Source organism: Klebsiella sp. V115_8 (assembly GCF_029967715.1).
GTDB lineage: Bacteria > Pseudomonadota > Gammaproteobacteria > Enterobacterales > Enterobacteriaceae > Klebsiella > Klebsiella quasipneumoniae.
In genome coordinates this window covers 313,078-332,938 of record NZ_JASCAR010000001.1, presented here as the reverse complement: position 1 = coordinate 332,938, position 19,861 = coordinate 313,078, and the positions used below count along the sequence as shown (strand labels likewise).

Below are 19,861 nucleotides of genomic sequence, written 5' to 3'. Positions count from 1 at the left end.
CGGGAAGCCAGCCGGCTTCCCGCGAGATGAGCGATCACAATGACGAACGTTTATACGCGGTGTAGCGCGCTCGCCAGAAGGTTTTATCGATATTCGCCGCCAGCTGCGCCTCGTCAATCTGCGGCGCTACGCCGTCCAGTTGAGCCGCGCGGGCGACCTCTGCGGCAATAGCCCGTGAGATCATCTCGATCTCTTCTACCGGCGGCAGTAAACCGCCGGTTTCGCGGGTCGCCAGAGGCGAGTGGGCGGCCAGCGTTTTACTGCAGGTGATAAGCATTGCTTCGGTGACGCGCTCGGCTTTACTGGCAAGGATCCCCAGCCCCAGACCGGGGAAAATATAGGCGTTGTTGCACTGGGCAATGTCGTAGGTTTTGCCGTCATAGAAGACAGGGTCGAACGGGCTGCCGGTGGCGATGAGCGCGCTACCCCGGGTCCACTCCAGCAGATCCTTCGGCTGGGCCTCGGCTCGGGAGGTGGGGTTAGAGAGCGGCATAATAATCGGACGCGGGCAGTGCCGATGCATCTCTTTCACTATCTCTTCGCTAAACAGCCCCGGCTGGCCTGACACGCCGATCAGCACGGTAGGGTGGACGTTGCGTACGACATCCATCAGCGACAGCTGGGCCGCCTCGGTATCCCAGTGGGCGATACTGGCTCGGGGGGTGACCAGCTCGCGCTGAAAATTGAGCAGATTAGGCATCTCATCAGTCAGCAGACCAAAGCGGTCAACCATAAAGATGCGGCGACGTGCTTCCGTTTCTGAGAGCCCATCATCCACCATCAGCGCAATGATTTTTTCCGCAATGCCGCATCCGGCCGAACCGCCGCCAAGGAAAACCACCCGCTGGTAGCGGAGCGACGTCCCGGCGGCGGCAGCGGCGGCGATCAGGGTTCCCGAGGTCACGGCGGCGGTTCCCTGAATATCATCGTTAAAACAGCACAGCTGGTGTCGATAGCGGTTGAGCAGTCGCGTGGCATTCTTTTGGGCAAAATCTTCAAACTGGAGCAAGACAGTCGGCCAGCGCTGCTGAATGGCATGGACAAACATGTCCATAAACTCCAGGTACTGCTCATCGCTGATGCGCGGATGTCGCCAGCCCATATACAGCGGATCCTCCAGATGCTGCGGATTGTTGGTACCGACATCTAACATAATGGGCAGCGTTGATGCCGGGTGAATGCCCCCGCAGGCGGTATATAACGAGAGTTTGCCAATGGGGATCCCCATACCGCCGATTCCCTGGTCGCCCAGCCCCAGAATACGCTCGCCATCGGTTACCACGATGACTTTGATATCGTTGCGGGAAAACCCCTGCAGCATCTCGTCAATATGGTGACGGTTGGGCCAGGAGATGAACAGGCCGCGTCCCCGGCGATATATTTCTGAAAAGTGTTCGCACGCTTCACCCACCGTCGGGGTATAAATAATGGGCAGCGTCTCTTTCATATGGCTGCGCAGCAGGTTATAGAATAACGTCTCGTTTGTGTCCTGAATATTTCTGAGATAAATATGGCGCGAAATGCTTTTTTTGAACTGACAAAACTGGCCCCATGCGCGCTCGGTTTGTTCCTCAATGGTTTCCACATTGTGCGGTAACAGTCCCTGAAGATTAAACGCTGCGCGTTCGCTTTCCGTAAACGCGAGGCCTTTATTTAATAACGGGTTTTCCAGCAGGACAGCACCGTTATAGGGGGTGTATAAGGTTTCTGTGGCTAACATTACGTGACTCCTGAATATCAAATTAAAATATTGCCTGATGTCTTGGTGTTTTATTTCTGTGATTACGAAATGAGATAAATCATGACGCCTTCGGTAACCACGCCGATGGCGGTGCCCAGCAAAATAGAAGATGAGGCGGGTTCAATATAGGTATCGCTGCGCAGGGCAAACATCCCCGCCGCGATAGCGGAAGGCGTCGCGCCAATGATAATAACCTGTTGCATCAGGGAATGACTGAGCCCAAAGGCCAGCCCGGCCAGCGCCATCATGCCCGGCTGGATCAGGTTTTTAATACTAATGTTGGTGCAGGTTTGAATATTGACCGTCGGACGTTCACCGTAAAACAGCAGCCCAAGGGCGAACAGTGACAGACCGCCGGCGATTTTACCCACCATTTCGACGGGTACGCTGAGCAGAGGCGGCAACTGGATCCCGGCCAGGCTGAGCAGCACCCCGGAAATGGGGATCCAGACAATGGGATTTCGCACGGCGTTATGCAGGTTTTGCAGGATCAACTGCCCGGCGTGGAGCTGGGGAGCCTCAGCGTCTCCGGGCTGGTCTCCCATGCGGATCAGGATGATGGTCAGAGGGATCATCAACACGCTGGTCACCAGGTTTCCGATAAGCACCCCGAGAAAGCCCTCCGGACCTATCAGCACCGCCAGCACGGGGGCGCCAAAGTAGGCCATATCGGGGAAGGCGCAAACCAGCGACTGAATCGCGCTGGTTTTAATATCATGACGAAAAACGTAGCGCGAGATCAGTAGCGTAAGAAAATACGACCCCATCAGACCAATAACCAGCACCGCCATAAAGGTGAAGTTTTTTATTTTATCCGGGCTGGTATGTAATGCGCCGATAAAAAGATGAAAAGGAAGGGCAAAGCGGATAACCACCGTGGCAAGAACGGAGGCGTCCTCACGGCGGGTATAGCCGAGTTTGCCGCTAAGCCATCCGAGCAGCATGATAAATACCAACGGGAAAAGAGATTGCAAGAGCAGTGAAGGCATAAAATATCCTGACATATATTATCGGATTGTTGTGCTGCCAATCTAACGATCCCCTAATATTTAAAAGGTGATAGCCATCACAGTCATCTGGCTTTAAATAATTTCGCCTTGGCTACTTTACTTACAAATAGAGAAAAGATTATTAAATCATTGCGTTGTATTAACAGAGTTCATTATTTTAGCTGGCGATAACTTTAGCTTCGCGATAATAAATTAAATTACTTAAAATAAACTTTATGGCTCAGTCACAAAGCCGGCAGCGTTAATACGGTTGTCGTTTTTAGTTTTAAAGTCCTGTGCTACCGTTTCAGTGTATTTAGTTGATACGGCGTTTAGTGCTTTTTAGTTCATAGTGCTGCGCGATTTTAATATTGCATCCTGACCCTACGTGACCTCCTTATTATTCAGGTAAAAATATGAAAAATAATTCACTCAACCACCCGATAGATAAAACGTTGCCGAACGGGCAAGCGACTCGACTTTTCGCCAATATCGAAGTTGGCGCCGTGCCGTTAACGCTGTTTATAGGTATCGCCGCGATAGTGGCGCTCTCCGCTGGCGCGGGGTTGTTGCCAAAAAACATGATTGGCGGACTGGCGGTCATCATGACCCTCGGGTTCGCACTGGCGAAAATTGGCCGCATGGTGCCGGTGTTAAAAGATATTGGCGGTCCGGCGATTTTGTGTCTGATGACGCCCTCAGTGCTGGTCTACTTTGGCGTATTTGAAGCGCATACGCTCGATACCGTGCATTTACTGATGAAGGAGGCCAATCTCCTCTATTTCGTCATCGCCTGCCTGGTGGTCGGCAGTATCCTGGGCATGAACCGCACGATTCTGATCCAGGGGATGGTGCGCATGTTTGTCCCGTTGGTGGTCGGAACCGGCGCGGCAATCGTAACCGGCCTGCTGGTGGGCAGCTTATTCGGCTACAGTATGTATCACACCTTCTTCTTTATCATTGTGCCGATTATCGGCGGCGGCATCGGCGAAGGGATCCTGCCGTTGTCGCTGGCTTATTCGGCGATCCTCGGACAGGCGCCAGATGTCTACGTGGCCCAACTGGCGCCGGCGGCGGTGGTGGGTAACATCTTCGCCATTATCTGCGCCGGCTTTCTGGCCCGCATGGGCGCTCGTCGCCCGGCGCTGTCCGGCAACGGGATGCTGATCCGCAGCCATGAAGATAATAGCGTCTTTGCGCAGAATCAGAGTACGCAGCCCACCGATTTTCAGCTCATGGGCGCCGGGTTGCTGATGATTTGCGCCTTTTTCATCATCGGCGGTCTGCTGGAGAAGGTGGTGCATATTCCGGGGCCGGTTCTGATGATTCTGGCGGCGGTATTCTGCAAATATACAAAAGTTATCCCGGCGGCGATGGAGCTGGGGGCGCACAGTTGCTACAAGTTCGTCTCCGCCGCGCTGGTGTGGCCGCTGATGATCGGCCTGGGCATGCTGTATGTACCGCTGGAGAGCGTGGTCTCGGTCTTCTCCGTTGGCTACGTCGTGGTGTGCGGCTCCATTGTCATTGCCATGGCGTTGAGCGGGTTCTTTATCGCTTCACGCCTTAATATGTATCCTGTGGAAGCCGCCATCGTTACCAGCTGCCACAGTGGGCTGGGCGGAACGGGGGATGTCGCCATTCTCTCGGCCTCAAACCGCATGGGATTGATGCCGTTTGCACAGATTGCGACGCGTATCGGTGGGGCGTCGACGGTGATCGCTGCGACGCTATTGCTGAGCTGGATGGTGTAGCCTGCCGGGCGTTGGGCAAAAAAATACCTGCCAGCCGTAGCGCTGGCAGGTAGAGACCGAGGCTTACTCGACGGTGAGGATACGCGTGGTGTTGGTGCTGCCGATGGTGCTCATCACGTCACCCTGGGTAACGACCACCAGATCGCCGGAGACCAGGTAGCCTTTGTCCCGCAGCAGATTGACGGCATCGTGCGCAGCGGCCACCCCGTCATTCTGGCTGTCGAAGAACACCGGCGTCACCCCGCGGTAGAGGGCGGTCAGGTTCAGGGTGCGCTCGTGGCGGGACAGGGCGAAAATCGGCAGACCGGAGCTGATGCGAGAGGTCATCAGCGCGGTACGGCCCGATTCGGTCATGGTGATGATGGCCGTGATGCCTTTCAGGTGGTTGGCGGCATACATCGCCGACATGGCAATCGCTTCTTCCACGTTGTCGAACTGGACGTCCAGACGGTGTTTGGAGACATTAAGGCTCGGGATTTTTTCGGCGCCCAGACAGACGCGCGCCATCGCGGCCACGGTTTCCGACGGGTACTGACCGGCAGCGGTTTCCGCGGAGAGCATCACCGCATCGGTACCATCCAGCACGGCGTTGGCCACGTCCATGACTTCCGCACGGGTCGGCATCGGGTTGGTGATCATCGACTCCATCATCTGGGTGGCGGTGATGACGGAACGGTTCAGCTGACGCGCACGACGAATCAGCGCTTTCTGGATGCCCACCAGCTCCGGATCGCCGATTTCGACCCCGAGGTCACCGCGGGCAACCATCACCACATCGGAGGCGAGGATCACGTCGTCCATGGCGTCCTGGTCGCAGACGGCTTCCGCACGCTCGACTTTGGCGACGATTTTCGCATCGCAACCGGCATCGCGCGCCAGGCGACGGGCGTAGTTCAGGTCTTCGCCGCAGCGCGGGAAGGAGACGGCGAGATAGTCGACGCCAATTTTAGCGGCGGTGACGATATCGGCCTTGTCTTTGTCAGTCAGCGCTTCGGCAGACAGGCCGCCGCCCAGCTTGTTAATCCCTTTGTTGTTGGACAACGGGCCGCCGACGGTCACTTCGGTGAACACTTTCATCCCCTGAACTTCGAGGACTTTCAGCTGCACGCGACCATCGTCGAGCAGCAGGATATCGCCAGGCACGACGTCCGCCGGCAGGCCTTTATAGTCGATTCCGACTTTCTCTTTGTCGCCTTCGCCCTTGCCGAGGTTGGCGTCGAGCAGGAATTTGTCGCCGACGTTGAGGAAAATTTTGCCTTCTTTAAAGGTCGATACGCGAATTTTTGGTCCCTGGAGGTCGCCGAGGATGGCTACGTGACGGCCCAGTTTTGCCGCAATCTCACGCACTTTATCGGCACGGAGCTGATGATCTTCCGGGGTGCCGTGAGAGAAGTTCATACGCACTACGTTTGCGCCCGCGGCGATAACTTTTTCCAGGTTGTTATCGCGGTCAGTTGCCGGGCCTAAGGTAGTAACGATTTTGGTTCTGCGAAGCCTTCTGGACATGTAATACTCCGTTGACTGATACAACTTTGGTGTTGCGTGAACATGGATTCGGTAGCGCCAGCCTGCAACGTCGCACAGCCGGATCGTTATCGAAGGTGTAATGGGGTACTGCTTGTTATCAACTTTTATTGATTATCACTGGGTACGAACGGTTCTTTATCAAAACGCGATTCCTTCAGCGCTTCCTTGACCCTCTTCAAGTTATCTCTGAATTTTGCTCCCCGGCGCAGGGTAAAGCCAGTTGCCAGCACGTCAATGACGGTCAACTGGGCCAGACGCGAGACCATTGGCATATAGATGTCGGTATCTTCCGGCACATCCAGGGTAATGGCCAGCGTAGCTTCCCGGGCCAGCGGCGAGCCGGGGGAGGTGAGGGCGATCACCATGGCATCGTTTTCACGGGCCAGCTGCGCCAGCTCCACCAGGCTCTTGGTCCTGCCGGTATGCGAGATAATCACCACCACATCATCGTCATCGCAATTCATACAGCTCATGCGTTGCAGGACAATGTCGTCGGAATAGATGACCGGCACGTTAAAGCGGAAAAATTTGTTCATCGCGTCATGAGCGACCGCCGCCGAAGAGCCCAGGCCGAAAAAGGCGATTTTTTTGGCCTGAGTCAGGAGATCCACCGCGCGATTCACTGCCGACATGTCGAGAGAATGATGGACCTGATCTAAACTCGCCATGGCCGATTCAAATATTTTTCCCGTGTATGACTCAACGCTGTCGTCTTCATCAACATTGCGGTTAACATAGAGTGTGCCGTGCGCAAGGCTCTGGGCGAGATGCAGTTTGAAATCAGGAAAGCCACGGGTTTCGAGACTGCGGCAAAAGCGATTGACGGTCGGTTCGCTCACCCCGGCCTCAAGGGCGAGGGCGGCGATGCTCGAATGAATAGCCTGCGCGGGGGTGGCAAGGATCACTTCCGCCACTTTGCGTTCAGATTTGCTAAGGTGTTCCAGTCGGGACTGGATTTTTTCCAGCATGTTCATTAGTAACAGGGCGCTCATCAATGGAAACGATTTCATTAATGGGTGAAATCATCGGGCGTTTTAGCAAGAATATACCCCTCCGCAAGCGCAAGCGGTGAGGAATGACGGGAAAAAATGTTGTTTTTTTTCATTACATGATCAGAGTCGTATTTTACTGACCTGAAACAGGTACAAACAACGAACAATATCAGCCAGATGCCCAAATCATCGCCGAATGTTTTCACCCTGTGCGGTTTTCCCGCCGCAAACGGAGGGGAAGGCTTTCGGGAAATACGTAAACACAGTACAGTGCAGTGTAAGAAAATTACAAATATAGCCTGGCATAAGCACCAGACTATCAACTGAGGAGAATGACATGGCGGTAACGCAAACGGCCCAGGCATGCGACCTGGTCATTTTCGGCGCGAAGGGCGACCTGGCGCGGCGTAAATTGTTGCCTTCCCTGTATCAGCTTGAAAAGGCGGGCCAGATCCACGCCGACACCCGGATCATTGGCGTCGGCCGTGCCGACTGGGATAAAGCGGCTTACACCAAAGTGGTGCGCGAAGCGCTGGAAACCTTCATGAAGGAAAAAATTGATGAAGGTTTGTGGGATTCCCTGAGCGGACGCCTGGAGTTCTGTAATCTTGACGTCAATGACACCAGCGGCTTCACCCGCCTGGGCGACATGCTGGACCAAAAGAATCGCGTCACCATCAACTATTTCGCCATGCCGCCGAGCACCTTTGGCGCCATCTGTAAAGGTCTGGGCGAAGCGAAGCTCAATGCCAAGCCTGCGCGCGTGGTCATGGAAAAACCGCTGGGCACCTCGCTGGAAACCTCGCGGGAAATCAACGATCAGGTCGGCGAGTTTTTTGAAGAGTGCCAGGTCTACCGTATCGACCACTACCTCGGAAAAGAGACGGTCCTCAACCTGCTGGCGCTGCGCTTTGCCAACTCCCTGTTCGTCAATAACTGGGACTGCCGTACCATCGATCATGTGGAAATCACCGTCGCGGAAGAGGTAGGCATTGAAGGGCGCTGGGGGTACTTCGACCAGGCCGGACAGATGCGCGACATGATCCAAAACCACCTGCTGCAGATCCTGTGCATGATTGCCATGTCGCCGCCGTCCGATCTCAGCGCCGACAGCATCCGTGATGAAAAGGTCAAGGTGCTGAAATCCCTGCGCCGTATTGACCGCTCCAATGTGCGCGAGAAAACCGTTCGCGGCCAGTATACCGCCGGCTTTGCCCAGGGCAAAAAAGTGCCAGGCTACCTCGAAGAAGAGGGGGCGAACAAAACCAGCAACACCGAAACCTTCGTGGCGATCCGCGTTGATATCGATAACTGGCGCTGGGCTGGCGTACCGTTCTATCTGCGCACCGGCAAACGTCTGCCGACCAAATGTTCCGAAGTGGTGGTTTATTTCAAAACGCCGGAGCTGAACCTGTTTAAAGAGACCTGGCAGGAGCTGCCGCAGAACAAGCTGACCATTCGTCTGCAGCCGGACGAAGGGGTGGATATCCAGGTCCTGAACAAAGTGCCGGGCCTCGACCACAAGCATAACCTGCAGATCACCAAGCTGGATCTGAGCTACTCCGAAACCTTCAACCAGACGCATCTGGCCGATGCCTATGAACGTCTGCTGCTGGAGACCATGCGCGGTATCCAGGCGCTGTTCGTCCGCCGTGATGAAGTGGAAGAGGCGTGGAAGTGGGTGGACTCCATCACCGAAGCCTGGGCAGCCGACCGCGATGCGCCGAAACCGTATCAGGCCGGGACCTGGGGACCCGTGGCCTCGGTAGCCATGATCACCCGCGATGGTCGCTCGTGGAACGAGTTCGAGTAAGCTCGCGGTCTTATCCGTCAGGGTTATTTTACCGGTAACATGATCTGACGCAGAAAGTCGCACGCTTTTTAATCTTTTAAGCCCCGTGAGGATTCACCCACGGGGCTTTTTTTATTACACTGCCTACAGACATTTTGCCCCTGAGCGCTGGTGTTGGTGGCTTCGGGCACCAAAACACGTCATCTCGCAGCGGCCGGACAGATAAAATTTTGAGGAGCCTTTATGAATTCGACAATGTTACGGGTAACAAATCGCATTATCGAACGGTCGCGTGATACCCGCGCGGCTTACCTCGCAAGGATTAACCAGGCCAAAACCGACACCGTGCATCGTGCGCAACTGGCCTGCGGCAATCTGGCTCACGGTTTCGCGGCCTGTCAGGCCGACGACAAAGCCTCCCTGAAAAGCATGTTGCGCAACAACATCGCCATCATCACCTCCTACAACGATATGTTGTCCGCGCATCAGCCCTACGAACACTACCCGGATATCATTCGCAAAGCGCTGCACAGCGCCAATGCGGTCGGCCAGGTGGCCGGCGGCGTGCCGGCGATGTGCGACGGCGTGACCCAGGGACAGGACGGCATGGAGCTCTCTCTCCTGAGTCGCGAAGTGATCGCCATGTCCGCGGCCATCGGCCTGTCGCATAATATGTTCGATGGCGCGCTGTATCTCGGCGTGTGCGATAAAATTGTGCCCGGACTGACCATGGCGGCGCTCTCATTCGGCCACCTGCCGTCGGTCTTTATTCCCTCCGGTCCGATGGCCAGCGGCCTGCCTAATAAAGAGAAGGTTCGCATTCGCCAGCTATACGCTGAGGGCAAAGTTGACCGCATGGCGCTGCTGGAGTCCGAAGCCGCTTCTTACCACGCTCCGGGGACCTGTACGTTCTACGGTACGGCGAACACCAACCAGATGGTGGTGGAGTTTATGGGCATGCAGCTGCCGGGATCGTCCTTCGTCCATCCGGATGCCCCGCTGCGGGAAGCGCTGACCGCTGCCGCCGCGCGCCAGGTCACCCGCATGACCGGCAATGGCAACGAGTGGATGCCGTTGGGCAAAATGTTTGACGAAAAAGTGGTGGTTAACGGCATTGTGGCGCTGCTGGCGACCGGCGGTTCTACCAACCACACCATGCACCTGGTGGCGATGGCCCGCGCGGCGGGCATCATCATTAACTGGGATGATTTCTCCGACCTGTCAGACGTGGTGCCGCTGCTGGCGCGCCTCTACCCCAACGGCCCGGCGGATATCAACCATTTCCAGGCGGCGGGCGGCGTTCCGGTTCTGGTGCGCGAGCTGCTGAAAGGCGGCCTGCTGCATGAGGACGTTCACACCGTCGCCGGCTTCGGCCTGTCGCGCTACACCCTCGAGCCGTGGCTCAACAACGGCGAGCTGGACTGGCGGGAAGGCGCGACGGCGCCGCTTGACGATCAGGTCATCGCGACTTTCGAGAAACCGTTCTCCCGTCACGGCGGCACCAAGGTGCTGAGCGGTAACCTCGGCCGTGCGGTCATGAAAACCTCGGCAGTCCCGGTAGAGAACCAGGTGATCGAAGCGCCGGCGGTGGTGTTCGAGAGCCAGCACGACGTGTTGCCGGCCTTTGAAGCGGGTCTGCTGGACAAAGACTGCGTGGTGGTGGTCCGCCATCAGGGGCCAAAAGCGAACGGGATGCCAGAATTACATAAACTTATGCCGCCACTTGGTGTATTATTGGACCGCCGTTTCAAAATAGCGCTGGTGACCGATGGCCGACTCTCTGGCGCCTCCGGTAAAGTCCCGTCAGCCATCCATGTCACGCCTGAAGCCTATGATGGTGGGTTGCTGGCGAAAGTGCGCGATGGCGATCTTATTCGCGTGAACGGGCAGACGGGGGAACTGACGCTGCTGGTGGACGATGCCGAACTGGCGGCGCGTCAGCCGCATATCCCTGACCTCAGCGCGTCGCGCGTAGGAACCGGTCGGGAGATGTTTGGGGCGCTGCGTGAGAAGCTCTCTGGCGCGGAGCAGGGCGCAACCTGCATCACTTTTTAAGACGATTTAATTTCTAGATCTGGCGAGAGAAAATCCTGATGAAAAACTGGAAAACAACAGCAGAAGCAATCCTCACCTCCGGTCCGGTTGTCCCGGTTATCGTAGTGAAAAAGCTGGAACAGGCGGTACCGATGGCGAAAGCGCTGGTCGCGGGCGGCGTGCGCGTCCTGGAAGTGACTCTGCGCACCGAGTGCGCCCTGGAGGCGATCCGCGCGATTGCTAAAGAAGTGCCGGACGCGATTGTCGGCGCGGGCACCGTCACCAACGTCGAGCAGCTGAAAGCGGTAACAGAAGCCGGCGCGCAGTTCGCTATCAGCCCGGGGCTGACCGAATCTCTGCTGAAAGCGGCGACCGAAGACGGCACTATTCCGCTGATCCCGGGGATCAGCACCGTCTCCGAGCTGATGCTGGGCATGCAGTACGGTCTGAAAGAGTTTAAATTTTTCCCGGCGGAAGCCAACGGCGGCGTGAAAGCGCTGCAGGCGATTGCTGGTCCGTTCGGTCACATTCGTTTCTGCCCGACCGGCGGTATCTCCCCGGCCAACTACCGTGATTACCTGGCGCTGAACAGCGTGCTGTGCATCGGTGGTTCCTGGCTGGTGCCGGCCGACGCCCTGGAAGCTGGCGACTACGATCGCATCACCACCCTGGCGCGTGAAGCGGTGGAAGGCGCGAAGTAAACCGCGCCTCAAGGTCAACAACCCGGTCAGCGGCAACGCGACCGGGTTTTTTGTTTTTACCCTTCGACGATAACCGCCGCGGCGGCGGTTTTAGCCCGCGCTACGGCCTCTTCCACTGAATCGGCGACGGCGAGGGTCACCCCCAGACGACGGGTGCCGTCAATCTCCGGCTTGCCGAACAGACGCAGCTGCAGGCCAGCTCCGACGGCCGACTGCAGCTGGCCGAAGCTGACGTTCTGGCTGGTCAGCTGCGGAAGGATCACCGCGGAAGCGGCTGGGCCATACTGGCGGATGGCGCCGACGGGCAGCCCAAGAAAGGCGCGAACGTGCAGAGCGAATTCCGAGAGATCCTGCGAAATAAGCGTCACCATTCCGGTGTCGTGCGGGCGCGGGGAGACTTCGCTGAAGATCACCTCGTCGCCGCAAACGAACAGCTCCACGCCGAACAGGCCATGCCCCCCCAGCGCCAGCACTACCTTACGGGCGATATCCTGAGCGCGTTCAAGGGCCAGGTCGCTCATCTGCTGCGGCTGCCAGGATTCACGATAATCGCCATCTTCCTGACGATGGCCGACCGGGGCGCAGAAATGCACGCCATCGACGGCGCTGACGGTGAGCAGGGTGATTTCAAAGTCGAAATTCACCACCCCTTCGACGATCACCCGCCCGGCGCCGGCGCGGCCGCCCTGCTGGGCGTAGCGCCAGGCTTCGCTGAGCTGGTCAGCCGAGCGGATAAAGCTCTGGCCTTTACCGGAGGAGCTCATCACCGGTTTGACGATGCACGGCAAGCCGATCTCCGCGACCGCCGCGCGGAAGGCGTCTTCACTGTCGGCGAAACGGTAGCTGGAGGTGGGGAGCTGCAGCTCTTCTGCCGCCAGACGGCGAATGCCTTCGCGGTTCATGGTGAGCTTCGCTGCCCGCGCCGTGGGGACCACTTTCTGCCCGGCCTGCTCCAGTTCGACCAGGGTATCGGTGGCGATAGCTTCGATCTCCGGCACGATGTAATCAGGTTTTTCCTGTTCGATCAGCGCGCGCAGGCTCTCGCCGTGCAGCATATTGATGACGTGGGCGCGGTGGGCGACCTGCATCGCCGGGGCATCGGGGTAGCGGTCGACGGCGATAGTTTCAATGCCCAGGCGCTGACATTCAATGGCGACTTCTTTACCCAGCTCGCCGGAGCCTAACAGCATAACTTTGGTGGCTGCCGGGCGCAGCGCGGTGCCTAATACAGTCATAACTCTCTTCCGCAGTAAAAAAAGATGCGGTCGATTATAAACGAAAACGTTTGCGTCTGTCTTTACGCGCGTGAGTTGAGTCCGGAAGGGAAATTTGTTATACTGTATAAAAATACAGTATCGAGAGGCTGCAGCATGGCGGTTGAAATTAAATATGTGGTGATCCGCGAAGGTGAGGAAAAAATGTCTTTTGCCAGCAAAAAAGAGGCCGACGCTTACGACAAAATGCTCGATCTGGCAGAGGTGCTGAATGACTGGCTGGTAGCATCGCCGCTGGAAATGGACGATGCCCAGCGCGATACCATGGCGATGTGGCTGGCGGAGCGTAAAGAGGCGCTGCAGCATATCCTGCGCGCCGGCAAACTGCCGGAGCAGGATGCGACTGCGCACGATGCGCCCGCGCCGTCAACGGACGCAGAGGCTACCCCGGCGGAAGATGCCGCCGCGCCGGCTGCCAAAACGCGGAAAGCCAAAGCGGCCTGATGGCTGGCGGTCAGCCACTGGCGGGCTGGCGGGCTGGCGGGCTGGCGGGCTGGCGGGCTGGCGGGCTGGCGGGTTGGTCGGTTGGTCGGTTGGTCGGCTGAACCCGGTACCGCCGCCGCGCGCACCTTTGCGCATCTTTAGCCATATCTAACATTTCCTGACATCGCGTCGTTTAGGCTGATAACAGTGTTTGTCACCTGAGAGGAAAACCATGGCTAACTGGCTAAATCAACTGCAGTCGCTGCTCGGACAGCAGGGCGCGTCGCCGTCCGGCGAATCGTCAAAAGGGAGCGCCCTGCTGCCCGGCGCCATCGGCGGGCTGGCAGGGCTGTTGGTGGCCAGCAAATCGTCACGCAAGCTGCTGGCGAAATATGGCACCAGCGCGCTGCTGGCTGGCGGTGGGGCAGTGGCGGGTACCGTGTTGTGGAACAAGTATCAGCAGAAAATGCGCGCTCAGAACACGCCCGCCCCGACACCAGAGACGGCTGCGGCGCCGGCGGATGTCGATCCGCGCAGCGTGCGGCTGATCACCGCCCTGGTGTTTGCCGCCAAAAGCGATGGGCATATCGACGATAACGAGCGGGCGAAGATTGAAGCCCAGCTTCGGGAGGCCAATATTGACGTTCAGGCCAGGGTGTTGATTGACCAGGCGCTGGCTCAGCCGCTGGATCCGCAGCGTCTCGCCGAGGGCATCGTTGACCCGCAGGAGGCGCTGGAGATCTACTACGTCAGCTGCGCGGTGATCGATATCGACCACTTTATGGAGCGCAGCTATCTCAACGCCCTGGGTGAGGCCCTGGCGTTGCCAAAAGATGTCCGGGCCGACATCGAACAGGATATCCAGTCACAAAAACAGGCGCTAAGCGTTTAAATTATCACGTTTCGCTTGCATCGCCCGCGTCTTTTGCCACCCTTATAGACACGTCATCATTCAGGCGCCACCCTGCGGCCTGAATGCTCTTGTGTCACGAAAAAGCAGCAGAAGAATAACATGCCACCTAAAGCCAAACGGATCCCTCACGCCATGACCTTGCATGGCGATACACGCATCGATAACTATTACTGGCTGCGCGACGATGAACGCGCGCGGCCTGATGTGCTGGAATATCTGCACGCGGAAAACGCCTACGGCAAGCAAGTGATGGATTCGCAGCTCAGCCTGCAGGAGCGTCTGCTGAAAGAGATTATCGACCGCATTCCGCAGCGGGAAGTCTCGGCTCCCTACAGCAAAAACGGCTTTCGCTATCGTCAGGTGTACGAGCCGGGCTGCGAATACGCTATCTACCAGCGCCAGTCGGTGCTGAAAGAGGAGTGGGACGAGTGGGAGATCCTGCTTGATGCCAACCAGCGGGCGGCGAAAAGCGAGTTTTACACCCTGGGGGGGCTGGGCATTGCGCCCAACAACCAGCTGATGGCGGTGGCGGAAGATTATCTCTCCCGCCGCCAGTACGGGCTGCGCTTTTGCGACCTCAGCAACGGCGAGTGGTATCCGGAGACCCTGGAAAATGTCACCTCCGGCTTTGCCTGGAGTAACGATTCACGCTTTGTGTGGTATGTGCGTAAACATCCCACCACGCTGCTTCCTTATCAGGTCTGGCGCCACACCGTCGGGACGCCGGCGCAGAGCGACGCGCTGGTCTATGAGGAAAAAGATGAGACCTTCTACGTCAGCGTGCATAAAACCACATCCCAGCAGTTCGTGGTGATCTATCTCTCCAGCGCCACCACCAGCGAAGTGCTGCTGCTCAACGCCGAATTGCCAGACGCCGAGCCGGTCTGCTTCCTGCCGCGGCGTAAAGATCATGAATATAGCCTCGATCACTATCAGCACGCTTTTTATCTGCGATCCAACCGGGAGGGGAAGAATTTTGGCCTCTACCGTACCGTGCTGCGCGATGAAGAGCAGTGGACCACGCTGATCCCGCCGCGTCACGACGTGATGCTCGAAGGATTTACCCTGTTTACCGACTGGCTGGTCGTCGAGGAGCGTCAGCGCGGCCTGACCAGTTTGCGGCAGATTAACCGCAGGACCCGGGAGGTGGTAGGGATCGCCTTCGACGATCCGGCCTATGTCACCTGGCTTGCCTATAACCCGGAGCCTGAAACGTCGCGCCTGCGCTACGGCTACTCCTCGATGACCACGCCCGACACCCTGTTTGAGCTGGATATGGATACCGGCGAACGACGGGTGATCAAGCAGCAGGAGGTGAAGGGGCTGGACACCCGCTGCTATCAGAGCGAGCACCTGTGGGTAACCGCCCGCGATGGCGTCGAAGTCCCGGTCTCTCTGGTCTACCATCGCGACCATTTTCGTAAAGGGAGCAATCCGCTGCTGGTCTATGGCTATGGCTCGTATGGCGACAGTATCGATGCCGATTTCAGCGCCAGCCGGTTGAGCCTGCTCAACCGGGGCTTTGTCTACGCTATCGCCCACGTTCGCGGCGGCGGCGAGCTGGGCCAGCAGTGGTATGAGGATGGAAAATTCTTGTGTAAGAAAAATACCTTCAACGACTATCTGGACGTCTGCGACGCGCTGCTGGCCCAGGGGTACGGCGACCCGCGGCTCTGCTATGGCATGGGCGGCAGCGCCGGCGGAATGCTGATGGGAGTGGCCGTTAACGAGCGCCCAGAGCTGTTCCACGGCGTAATAGCTCAGGTGCCGTTCGTCGACGTGGTGACCACCATGCTGGATGAGACCATTCCGCTGACGACCGGCGAATTTGAAGAGTGGGGGAACCCGCAGGATGAAACCTATTACCACTACATGAAAAGCTACAGCCCCTACGACGGCGTGAAGGCGCAGGCGTATCCACATATGCTGGTGACCACCGGGCTGCACGATTCCCAGGTGCAATACTGGGAGCCGGCGAAGTGGGTGGCGAAACTGCGTGAACTGAAAACCGACGATAACCTGCTGCTGCTCTGCACCGATATGGACTCCGGCCATGGCGGAAAATCCGGGCGCTTTAAAAGCTATGAGGGGGTGGCGCTGGAGTACGCCTTTTTCATCGCCCTGGCGCAGGGGACACTGCCGGGGAAAGCGGCAGTGTAGGGGCTATTCCCCGAGATAATGCTTGAGCGTGAGGCGCAGCTCGGGGCTCATGCGGTCGAGATTGTTGAATAACCAGCGCAGATAGCCTGGATCGTTTTCAGCAATCTCGGCGACGGCTTTACCGCGGTATTTGCCGAAGGTGAAGGTGGTGAGCAGCGCCGGCCGACCGGTGATATCGGCCATTTCGTCAGGCGTCCAGCCGGAAACGTTGATGATATCCAGCAGCAGCGCAGCGGTGATATAGCAGTCATACAGCGCCCGGTGGTGATGCAGCCCCGGCGGCGTGGCCACGTTCAGCTTACGTGATTTATAGAGCCCCATATTGCTGTATTTGATCCCCGGCCACAGCCGGCGGGCCAGCTTCATGGTACAGATCCACTCGCCATGCATCTCCGGTAACACCCGACGATCGAAGCTGGCGTTATGCGCGACATACCACGGGCTGCCATGATAGTGCGGAATAATCTCCTCAATCCACGGCTTATCGGCGACCATCTCTTCGGTAATCCGGTGGATAGCCATCGCCTGCGGGCTGATGGGGCGGTCAGGACGCACCAGATGACTCATGGGATTGGTGATCTGCCCGTCGACAATGTCGACCGAGGCGACTTCAACGATGCCCCCCTGCAGCCCACAGGTTTCGGTATCAATGACGCGCAGCATGGCTCGCTCCAGAGCAAAACAATAAGCGTAAAGCAATTGGCCAGGCTTGCCAACCGACGGCGAGGGGGGAAGTAGGCATTATTTCTGTTTTGGCTCCCAGGGCAGGCGGGACAGCGAGACGGAGGCCAGCCGATGGGCGATCAGTCGTTCGCGGAACCAGTCGCGCAGATGGGCGGGCTGTTCACGCTCGACCAAATCAGCGACCACCGGCATATTATACCGCTCTTTAAAGGCGACGCCGGCGGCGGCGAGATCGACGTTGACTTTATCCATCTCATCTTGCGAAATTTTGGCCAGATTTCTTTCCATCATACACTCCACTCTGCTTGTAAACCCGGTCAGGGCCTGACGCCCGGCTCGACTCTGCCATTATACAGGGTTATTCTCTGTGCTACAGACATAACAAAAGGGAATGACGAATATGCGACTTCTTGCTGGACGCGCGATGCGCCTCTCCGTTTCGTTTGCCGGGCTATTAACCGCGACGGGCGCGCTCGCCCACGCTCACCTGCAGCAGCAGATCCCCGCCGCCGGTGCGCAGCTGGCGGCTTCTCCGCAGACGCTGACGCTCAGTTTCTCCGAAGGCATTGAACCCGCGTTCAGCGGGGTGTCCGTCACCGGTCCGCAGCAGCATGCGGTGGCCACCGGCAAACTGACCCGCAGCGCCGACAACCCCACCCAGGTCACCGTGCCTGTGGCGGAAACCCTGCGGCCGGGAGAATACACTGTGGCATGGCATGTAGTTTCAGTGGATGGCCATAAAACCAAAGGGCAATACACCTTTAGCGTGAAGTAAGCGATGCTGACCGGGCTCTATATTACCCTGCGTTTTGGGCATTTTATCGCCCTGATGCTGGCTTTTGGCTGCGTGCTGTATGGCGCCTGGTGGGCGCCGGTGCCGCTGCGACGCGTACTGATGCTGCGCTTCTATCCGCTGTTGCGCCCGCTGCTGCTGATCGGCGCGCTCTCTACCCTGGCGCTGTATCTGCTGCAGGGGGGGATGATGGGCGAGGGCTGGGCGGATGTCTGGCAACCCGCCGTCTGGCAGGCGGTGGCGGGTACCCGCTTCGGCGGGGTGTGGATCTGGCAGATCCTGCTGGCGTGGATCGCCCTCGCCGTGGTGTGGATCCGTCCCCGCCACGGCGCTCGCCAGCTGGTGGCCCTGCTGGCGGCCCAGCTGCTGCTTTCCGCTGGGGTAGGGCATGCCGCCATGCATGATGGTTTACTCGGCGCCCTGCAGCGGACTAATCATGCTGTCCACCTCTTCTGCGTCGCCAGCTGGTTCGGCGGCCTGTTGCCCTTTATCTATTGCCTGCGCCTGGCGCAGGGGCGCTGGCGGCAGGCCGCGGTCTATACCATGGCGCGCTTTTCACGCTACGGGCATCTGGCCGTCGCCGGCACCCTTGCCAGCGGGGCGATCAATGCGCTGTTGATCCAGGGAGGATTGATTGGCGCATCGCCCTGGGGACGTATGCTGTTGATCAAATGTGCGCTGGTGGCCGGGATGGTGGTAATTGCGTTAGTGAACAGGTATGTTCTGGTACCGCGCATGTCGGCAAGCGGTTCGCGGGCGGAAAGCCTGATCCTGCGAACCACGCAGGCCGAGATAGGGCTGGGCGCGCTGGCGCTGCTGGCCGTCAGCCTGTTTGCCACCTGGGAACCTTATTGAATTAACTGGCAAAATCATGAAAAAAATTGTTCTGACCATGTTGTTACTGGCAAGCTCCGGCGCTGCTCTGGCGGCGCCGCAAATTATCACCGTGAGCCGCTTTGAGGTAGGAAAGGAGAGCTGGGCGTTCAACCGTGAAGAGGTGATGTTGACCTGTCGTCCGGGCAATGCCCTCTACGCTATCAACCCGAGCACCCTGGTCCAGTATCCGCTCAATGAGGTGGCTGAGCAGCAGGTCAAAGCCGGCAAAACCACCGCCCAGCCGATCTCGGTGATCCAGATCGACGATCCGCAGCACCCGGGGCAAAAAATGAGCCTCGCGCCGTTTATCGAGCGCGCGCAGAAGCTCTGCTAGATTTTCGCGCTATCTCGCTGTAATGACATAAAAAAAACCGCCCTTGCCGGACAACTGCAGTGGCGGTTTTTTCGCTAACAGCGCCCTCTTTTCCAGGAATTATTCGGCCACATTGGCCGCAGACTGGAAAAGCTGACGCGTTAAACTATTCTTATAGTGCAAGGCGACTTAGCCTGCATTAATGCCAACTTTTAGCGCACGGCTCTCTCCCAAGAGCCATTTCCCTGGACCGAATACAGGAATCGTATTCGGTCTCTTTTTATCTTAATCTGTCTGCTTTCGCGATGACCAGCGACATCCTGTCAGTCAATCACCAGGCTGGCCTCTGGATGTCCCGTTATAGCACACCGTTTTTAGCATACACAATTCATTTACACACAAATTGCATCCAGCGGAAGAACGATATGAGGAAGGCGGAACCGTAAGCGAGGGGAGAGGAAAAGAAAAAACCTGCACCTAAACAGGCCCGGCGTGCAGGTTAACTGGCGGGCCAACATCGGAAGTCTGCTAGTATACCTATTTGTATGATAAATAGAATAAACAAAACCTTATTGATTTGGCAATTCATGCGATTAGTCGTCCGCGCCCCACGAAATGGCGGCAAATAATATTCAGGGGCGTAGTTTTGGGCAAAAAATATTATTCCGGAACGCTAAAGGTGGGAAATATCTGACTCTCCAGATAGCAGAGTAAAAGCCAAATTTCATCGCTGAAAATAAACCATATACTGCCCAGCAGCACGACCGCCAGAATAATCAGCAGAAAAATTTCGGTTTTACTCATCATGCTAACGACTATCCTATGGCCTGCGGGGACCATGATAGTAGCGAAATAAGAACATAATAAGCAAACGCCGCGTGACGGGGCGGGTTCGCTG

General features: G+C 57.5%; 19 protein-coding genes. 11 read left to right on the top strand and 8 right to left on the bottom strand.

Going from position 1 to position 19,861, the window contains the following annotated elements:
- Nucleotides 1-34: 34 nt before the first annotated feature.
- Nucleotides 35-1,720, bottom strand: coding sequence for an NAD-dependent malic enzyme (locus QLG03_RS01585; RefSeq protein ID WP_255987942.1), 1,686 nt, complete (start codon nucleotides 1,718-1,720; stop codon nucleotides 35-37).
- Between the two features lie 62 nt (nucleotides 1,721-1,782).
- Nucleotides 1,783-2,730 carry an AEC family transporter gene (locus tag QLG03_RS01580; RefSeq protein ID WP_255987941.1) on the bottom strand — a complete coding sequence of 316 codons (948 nt, stop codon included), beginning with the start codon at nucleotides 2,728-2,730 and terminating at the stop codon, nucleotides 1,783-1,785.
- 416 nt (nucleotides 2,731-3,146) lie between these two features.
- Between QLG03_RS01580 and QLG03_RS01575 the strand changes: the two genes are divergently transcribed.
- Nucleotides 3,147-4,481 carry a 2-hydroxycarboxylate transporter family protein gene (locus QLG03_RS01575; RefSeq protein WP_049013980.1) on the top strand — a complete coding sequence of 445 codons (1,335 nt, stop codon included), beginning with the start codon at nucleotides 3,147-3,149 and terminating at the stop codon, nucleotides 4,479-4,481.
- Nucleotides 4,482-4,544: 63 nt separating this feature from the next.
- Here the strand turns inward: QLG03_RS01575 and pyk are convergent, their stop codons facing one another.
- Entirely contained in the window at nucleotides 4,545-5,987 is a 1,443-nt protein-coding gene (gene pyk, locus QLG03_RS01570) for a pyruvate kinase (protein WP_002911440.1), read from the bottom strand.
- A 125-nt stretch (nucleotides 5,988-6,112) separates the two neighbouring features.
- Nucleotides 6,113-7,018, bottom strand: a complete 906-nt coding sequence (locus tag QLG03_RS01565) for a MurR/RpiR family transcriptional regulator (protein WP_072096624.1) — start codon at nucleotides 7,016-7,018, stop codon at nucleotides 6,113-6,115.
- A gap of 159 nt (nucleotides 7,019-7,177) precedes the next feature.
- Here QLG03_RS01565 and QLG03_RS01560 point away from each other — a divergent pair, with 159 nt between their 5' ends.
- From QLG03_RS01560 to QLG03_RS01545, 4 genes are all read left to right on the top strand, one after another.
- Complete coding sequence (locus QLG03_RS01560; RefSeq protein ID WP_032428921.1) at nucleotides 7,178-7,327, top strand: hypothetical protein; 150 nt, start codon at nucleotides 7,178-7,180, stop codon at nucleotides 7,325-7,327.
- A 10-nt stretch (nucleotides 7,328-7,337) separates the two neighbouring features.
- The gene (gene zwf / locus QLG03_RS01555; protein WP_004203394.1) at nucleotides 7,338-8,813 is read left to right on the top strand and encodes a glucose-6-phosphate dehydrogenase; all 1,476 of its coding nucleotides are present in this window, start codon (nucleotides 7,338-7,340) and stop codon (nucleotides 8,811-8,813) included.
- Between the two features lie 222 nt (nucleotides 8,814-9,035).
- Nucleotides 9,036-10,847 (top strand): phosphogluconate dehydratase, encoded by a 1,812-nt coding sequence (edd, locus tag QLG03_RS01550; protein WP_023290242.1) that lies wholly within the window; start codon nucleotides 9,036-9,038, stop codon nucleotides 10,845-10,847.
- Nucleotides 10,848-10,885: 38 nt separating this feature from the next.
- Nucleotides 10,886-11,527: a bifunctional 4-hydroxy-2-oxoglutarate aldolase/2-dehydro-3-deoxy-phosphogluconate aldolase gene (locus tag QLG03_RS01545; protein ID WP_232552418.1), complete on the top strand. Its 642-nt coding sequence runs from the start codon at nucleotides 10,886-10,888 to the stop codon at nucleotides 11,525-11,527.
- Nucleotides 11,528-11,583: 56 nt separating this feature from the next.
- On the opposite strand, the gene purT is transcribed toward QLG03_RS01545, so the two are convergent.
- Nucleotides 11,584-12,762 (bottom strand): formate-dependent phosphoribosylglycinamide formyltransferase, encoded by a 1,179-nt coding sequence (purT, locus tag QLG03_RS01540; protein WP_032453377.1) that lies wholly within the window; start codon nucleotides 12,760-12,762, stop codon nucleotides 11,584-11,586.
- 135 nt (nucleotides 12,763-12,897) lie between these two features.
- Between purT and QLG03_RS01535 the strand changes: the two genes are divergently transcribed.
- The 3 genes from QLG03_RS01535 to ptrB all read left to right on the top strand — a co-directional run bounded on the left by QLG03_RS01535 (nucleotide 12,898) and on the right by ptrB (nucleotide 16,297).
- Nucleotides 12,898-13,245: a YebG family protein gene (locus QLG03_RS01535; protein WP_023290240.1), complete on the top strand. Its 348-nt coding sequence runs from the start codon at nucleotides 12,898-12,900 to the stop codon at nucleotides 13,243-13,245.
- A 211-nt stretch (nucleotides 13,246-13,456) separates the two neighbouring features.
- Nucleotides 13,457-14,116: a tellurite resistance TerB family protein gene (locus tag QLG03_RS01530; RefSeq protein ID WP_255987936.1), complete on the top strand. Its 660-nt coding sequence runs from the start codon at nucleotides 13,457-13,459 to the stop codon at nucleotides 14,114-14,116.
- Between the two features lie 120 nt (nucleotides 14,117-14,236).
- Complete coding sequence (gene ptrB / locus QLG03_RS01525) at nucleotides 14,237-16,297, top strand: oligopeptidase B (protein WP_048297811.1); 2,061 nt, start codon at nucleotides 14,237-14,239, stop codon at nucleotides 16,295-16,297.
- A gap of 3 nt (nucleotides 16,298-16,300) precedes the next feature.
- On the opposite strand, the gene exoX is transcribed toward ptrB, so the two are convergent.
- Together exoX and QLG03_RS01515 are read right to left on the bottom strand one after the other, a co-directional pair.
- On the bottom strand, nucleotides 16,301-16,960 hold the full coding sequence (gene exoX / locus QLG03_RS01520; RefSeq protein ID WP_023290237.1) for an exodeoxyribonuclease X: 660 nt from the start codon (nucleotides 16,958-16,960) through the stop codon (nucleotides 16,301-16,303).
- Between the two features lie 78 nt (nucleotides 16,961-17,038).
- On the bottom strand, nucleotides 17,039-17,269 hold the full coding sequence (locus QLG03_RS01515; protein WP_002911406.1) for a DNA polymerase III subunit theta: 231 nt from the start codon (nucleotides 17,267-17,269) through the stop codon (nucleotides 17,039-17,041).
- 112 nt (nucleotides 17,270-17,381) lie between these two features.
- Here QLG03_RS01515 and yobA point away from each other — a divergent pair, with 112 nt between their 5' ends.
- Genes yobA through QLG03_RS01500 form a run of 3 tightly spaced genes read left to right on the top strand, consistent with a single transcriptional unit; the run spans nucleotide 17,382 to nucleotide 18,984 of the window.
- Nucleotides 17,382-17,756, top strand: a complete 375-nt coding sequence (gene yobA / locus QLG03_RS01510; RefSeq protein WP_131096029.1) for a CopC domain-containing protein YobA — start codon at nucleotides 17,382-17,384, stop codon at nucleotides 17,754-17,756.
- Nucleotides 17,757-17,759: 3 nt separating this feature from the next.
- Nucleotides 17,760-18,629: a copper homeostasis membrane protein CopD gene (gene copD, locus QLG03_RS01505; RefSeq protein ID WP_135718842.1), complete on the top strand. Its 870-nt coding sequence runs from the start codon at nucleotides 17,760-17,762 to the stop codon at nucleotides 18,627-18,629.
- A gap of 16 nt (nucleotides 18,630-18,645) precedes the next feature.
- Nucleotides 18,646-18,984 carry a YebY family protein gene (locus tag QLG03_RS01500; RefSeq protein WP_002911404.1) on the top strand — a complete coding sequence of 113 codons (339 nt, stop codon included), beginning with the start codon at nucleotides 18,646-18,648 and terminating at the stop codon, nucleotides 18,982-18,984.
- 639 nt (nucleotides 18,985-19,623) lie between these two features.
- Here the strand turns inward: QLG03_RS01500 and QLG03_RS01495 are convergent.
- Complete coding sequence (locus QLG03_RS01495) at nucleotides 19,624-19,767, bottom strand: Ecr family regulatory small membrane protein (RefSeq protein WP_032425946.1); 144 nt, start codon at nucleotides 19,765-19,767, stop codon at nucleotides 19,624-19,626.
- Nucleotides 19,768-19,861: the final 94 nt, after the last annotated feature.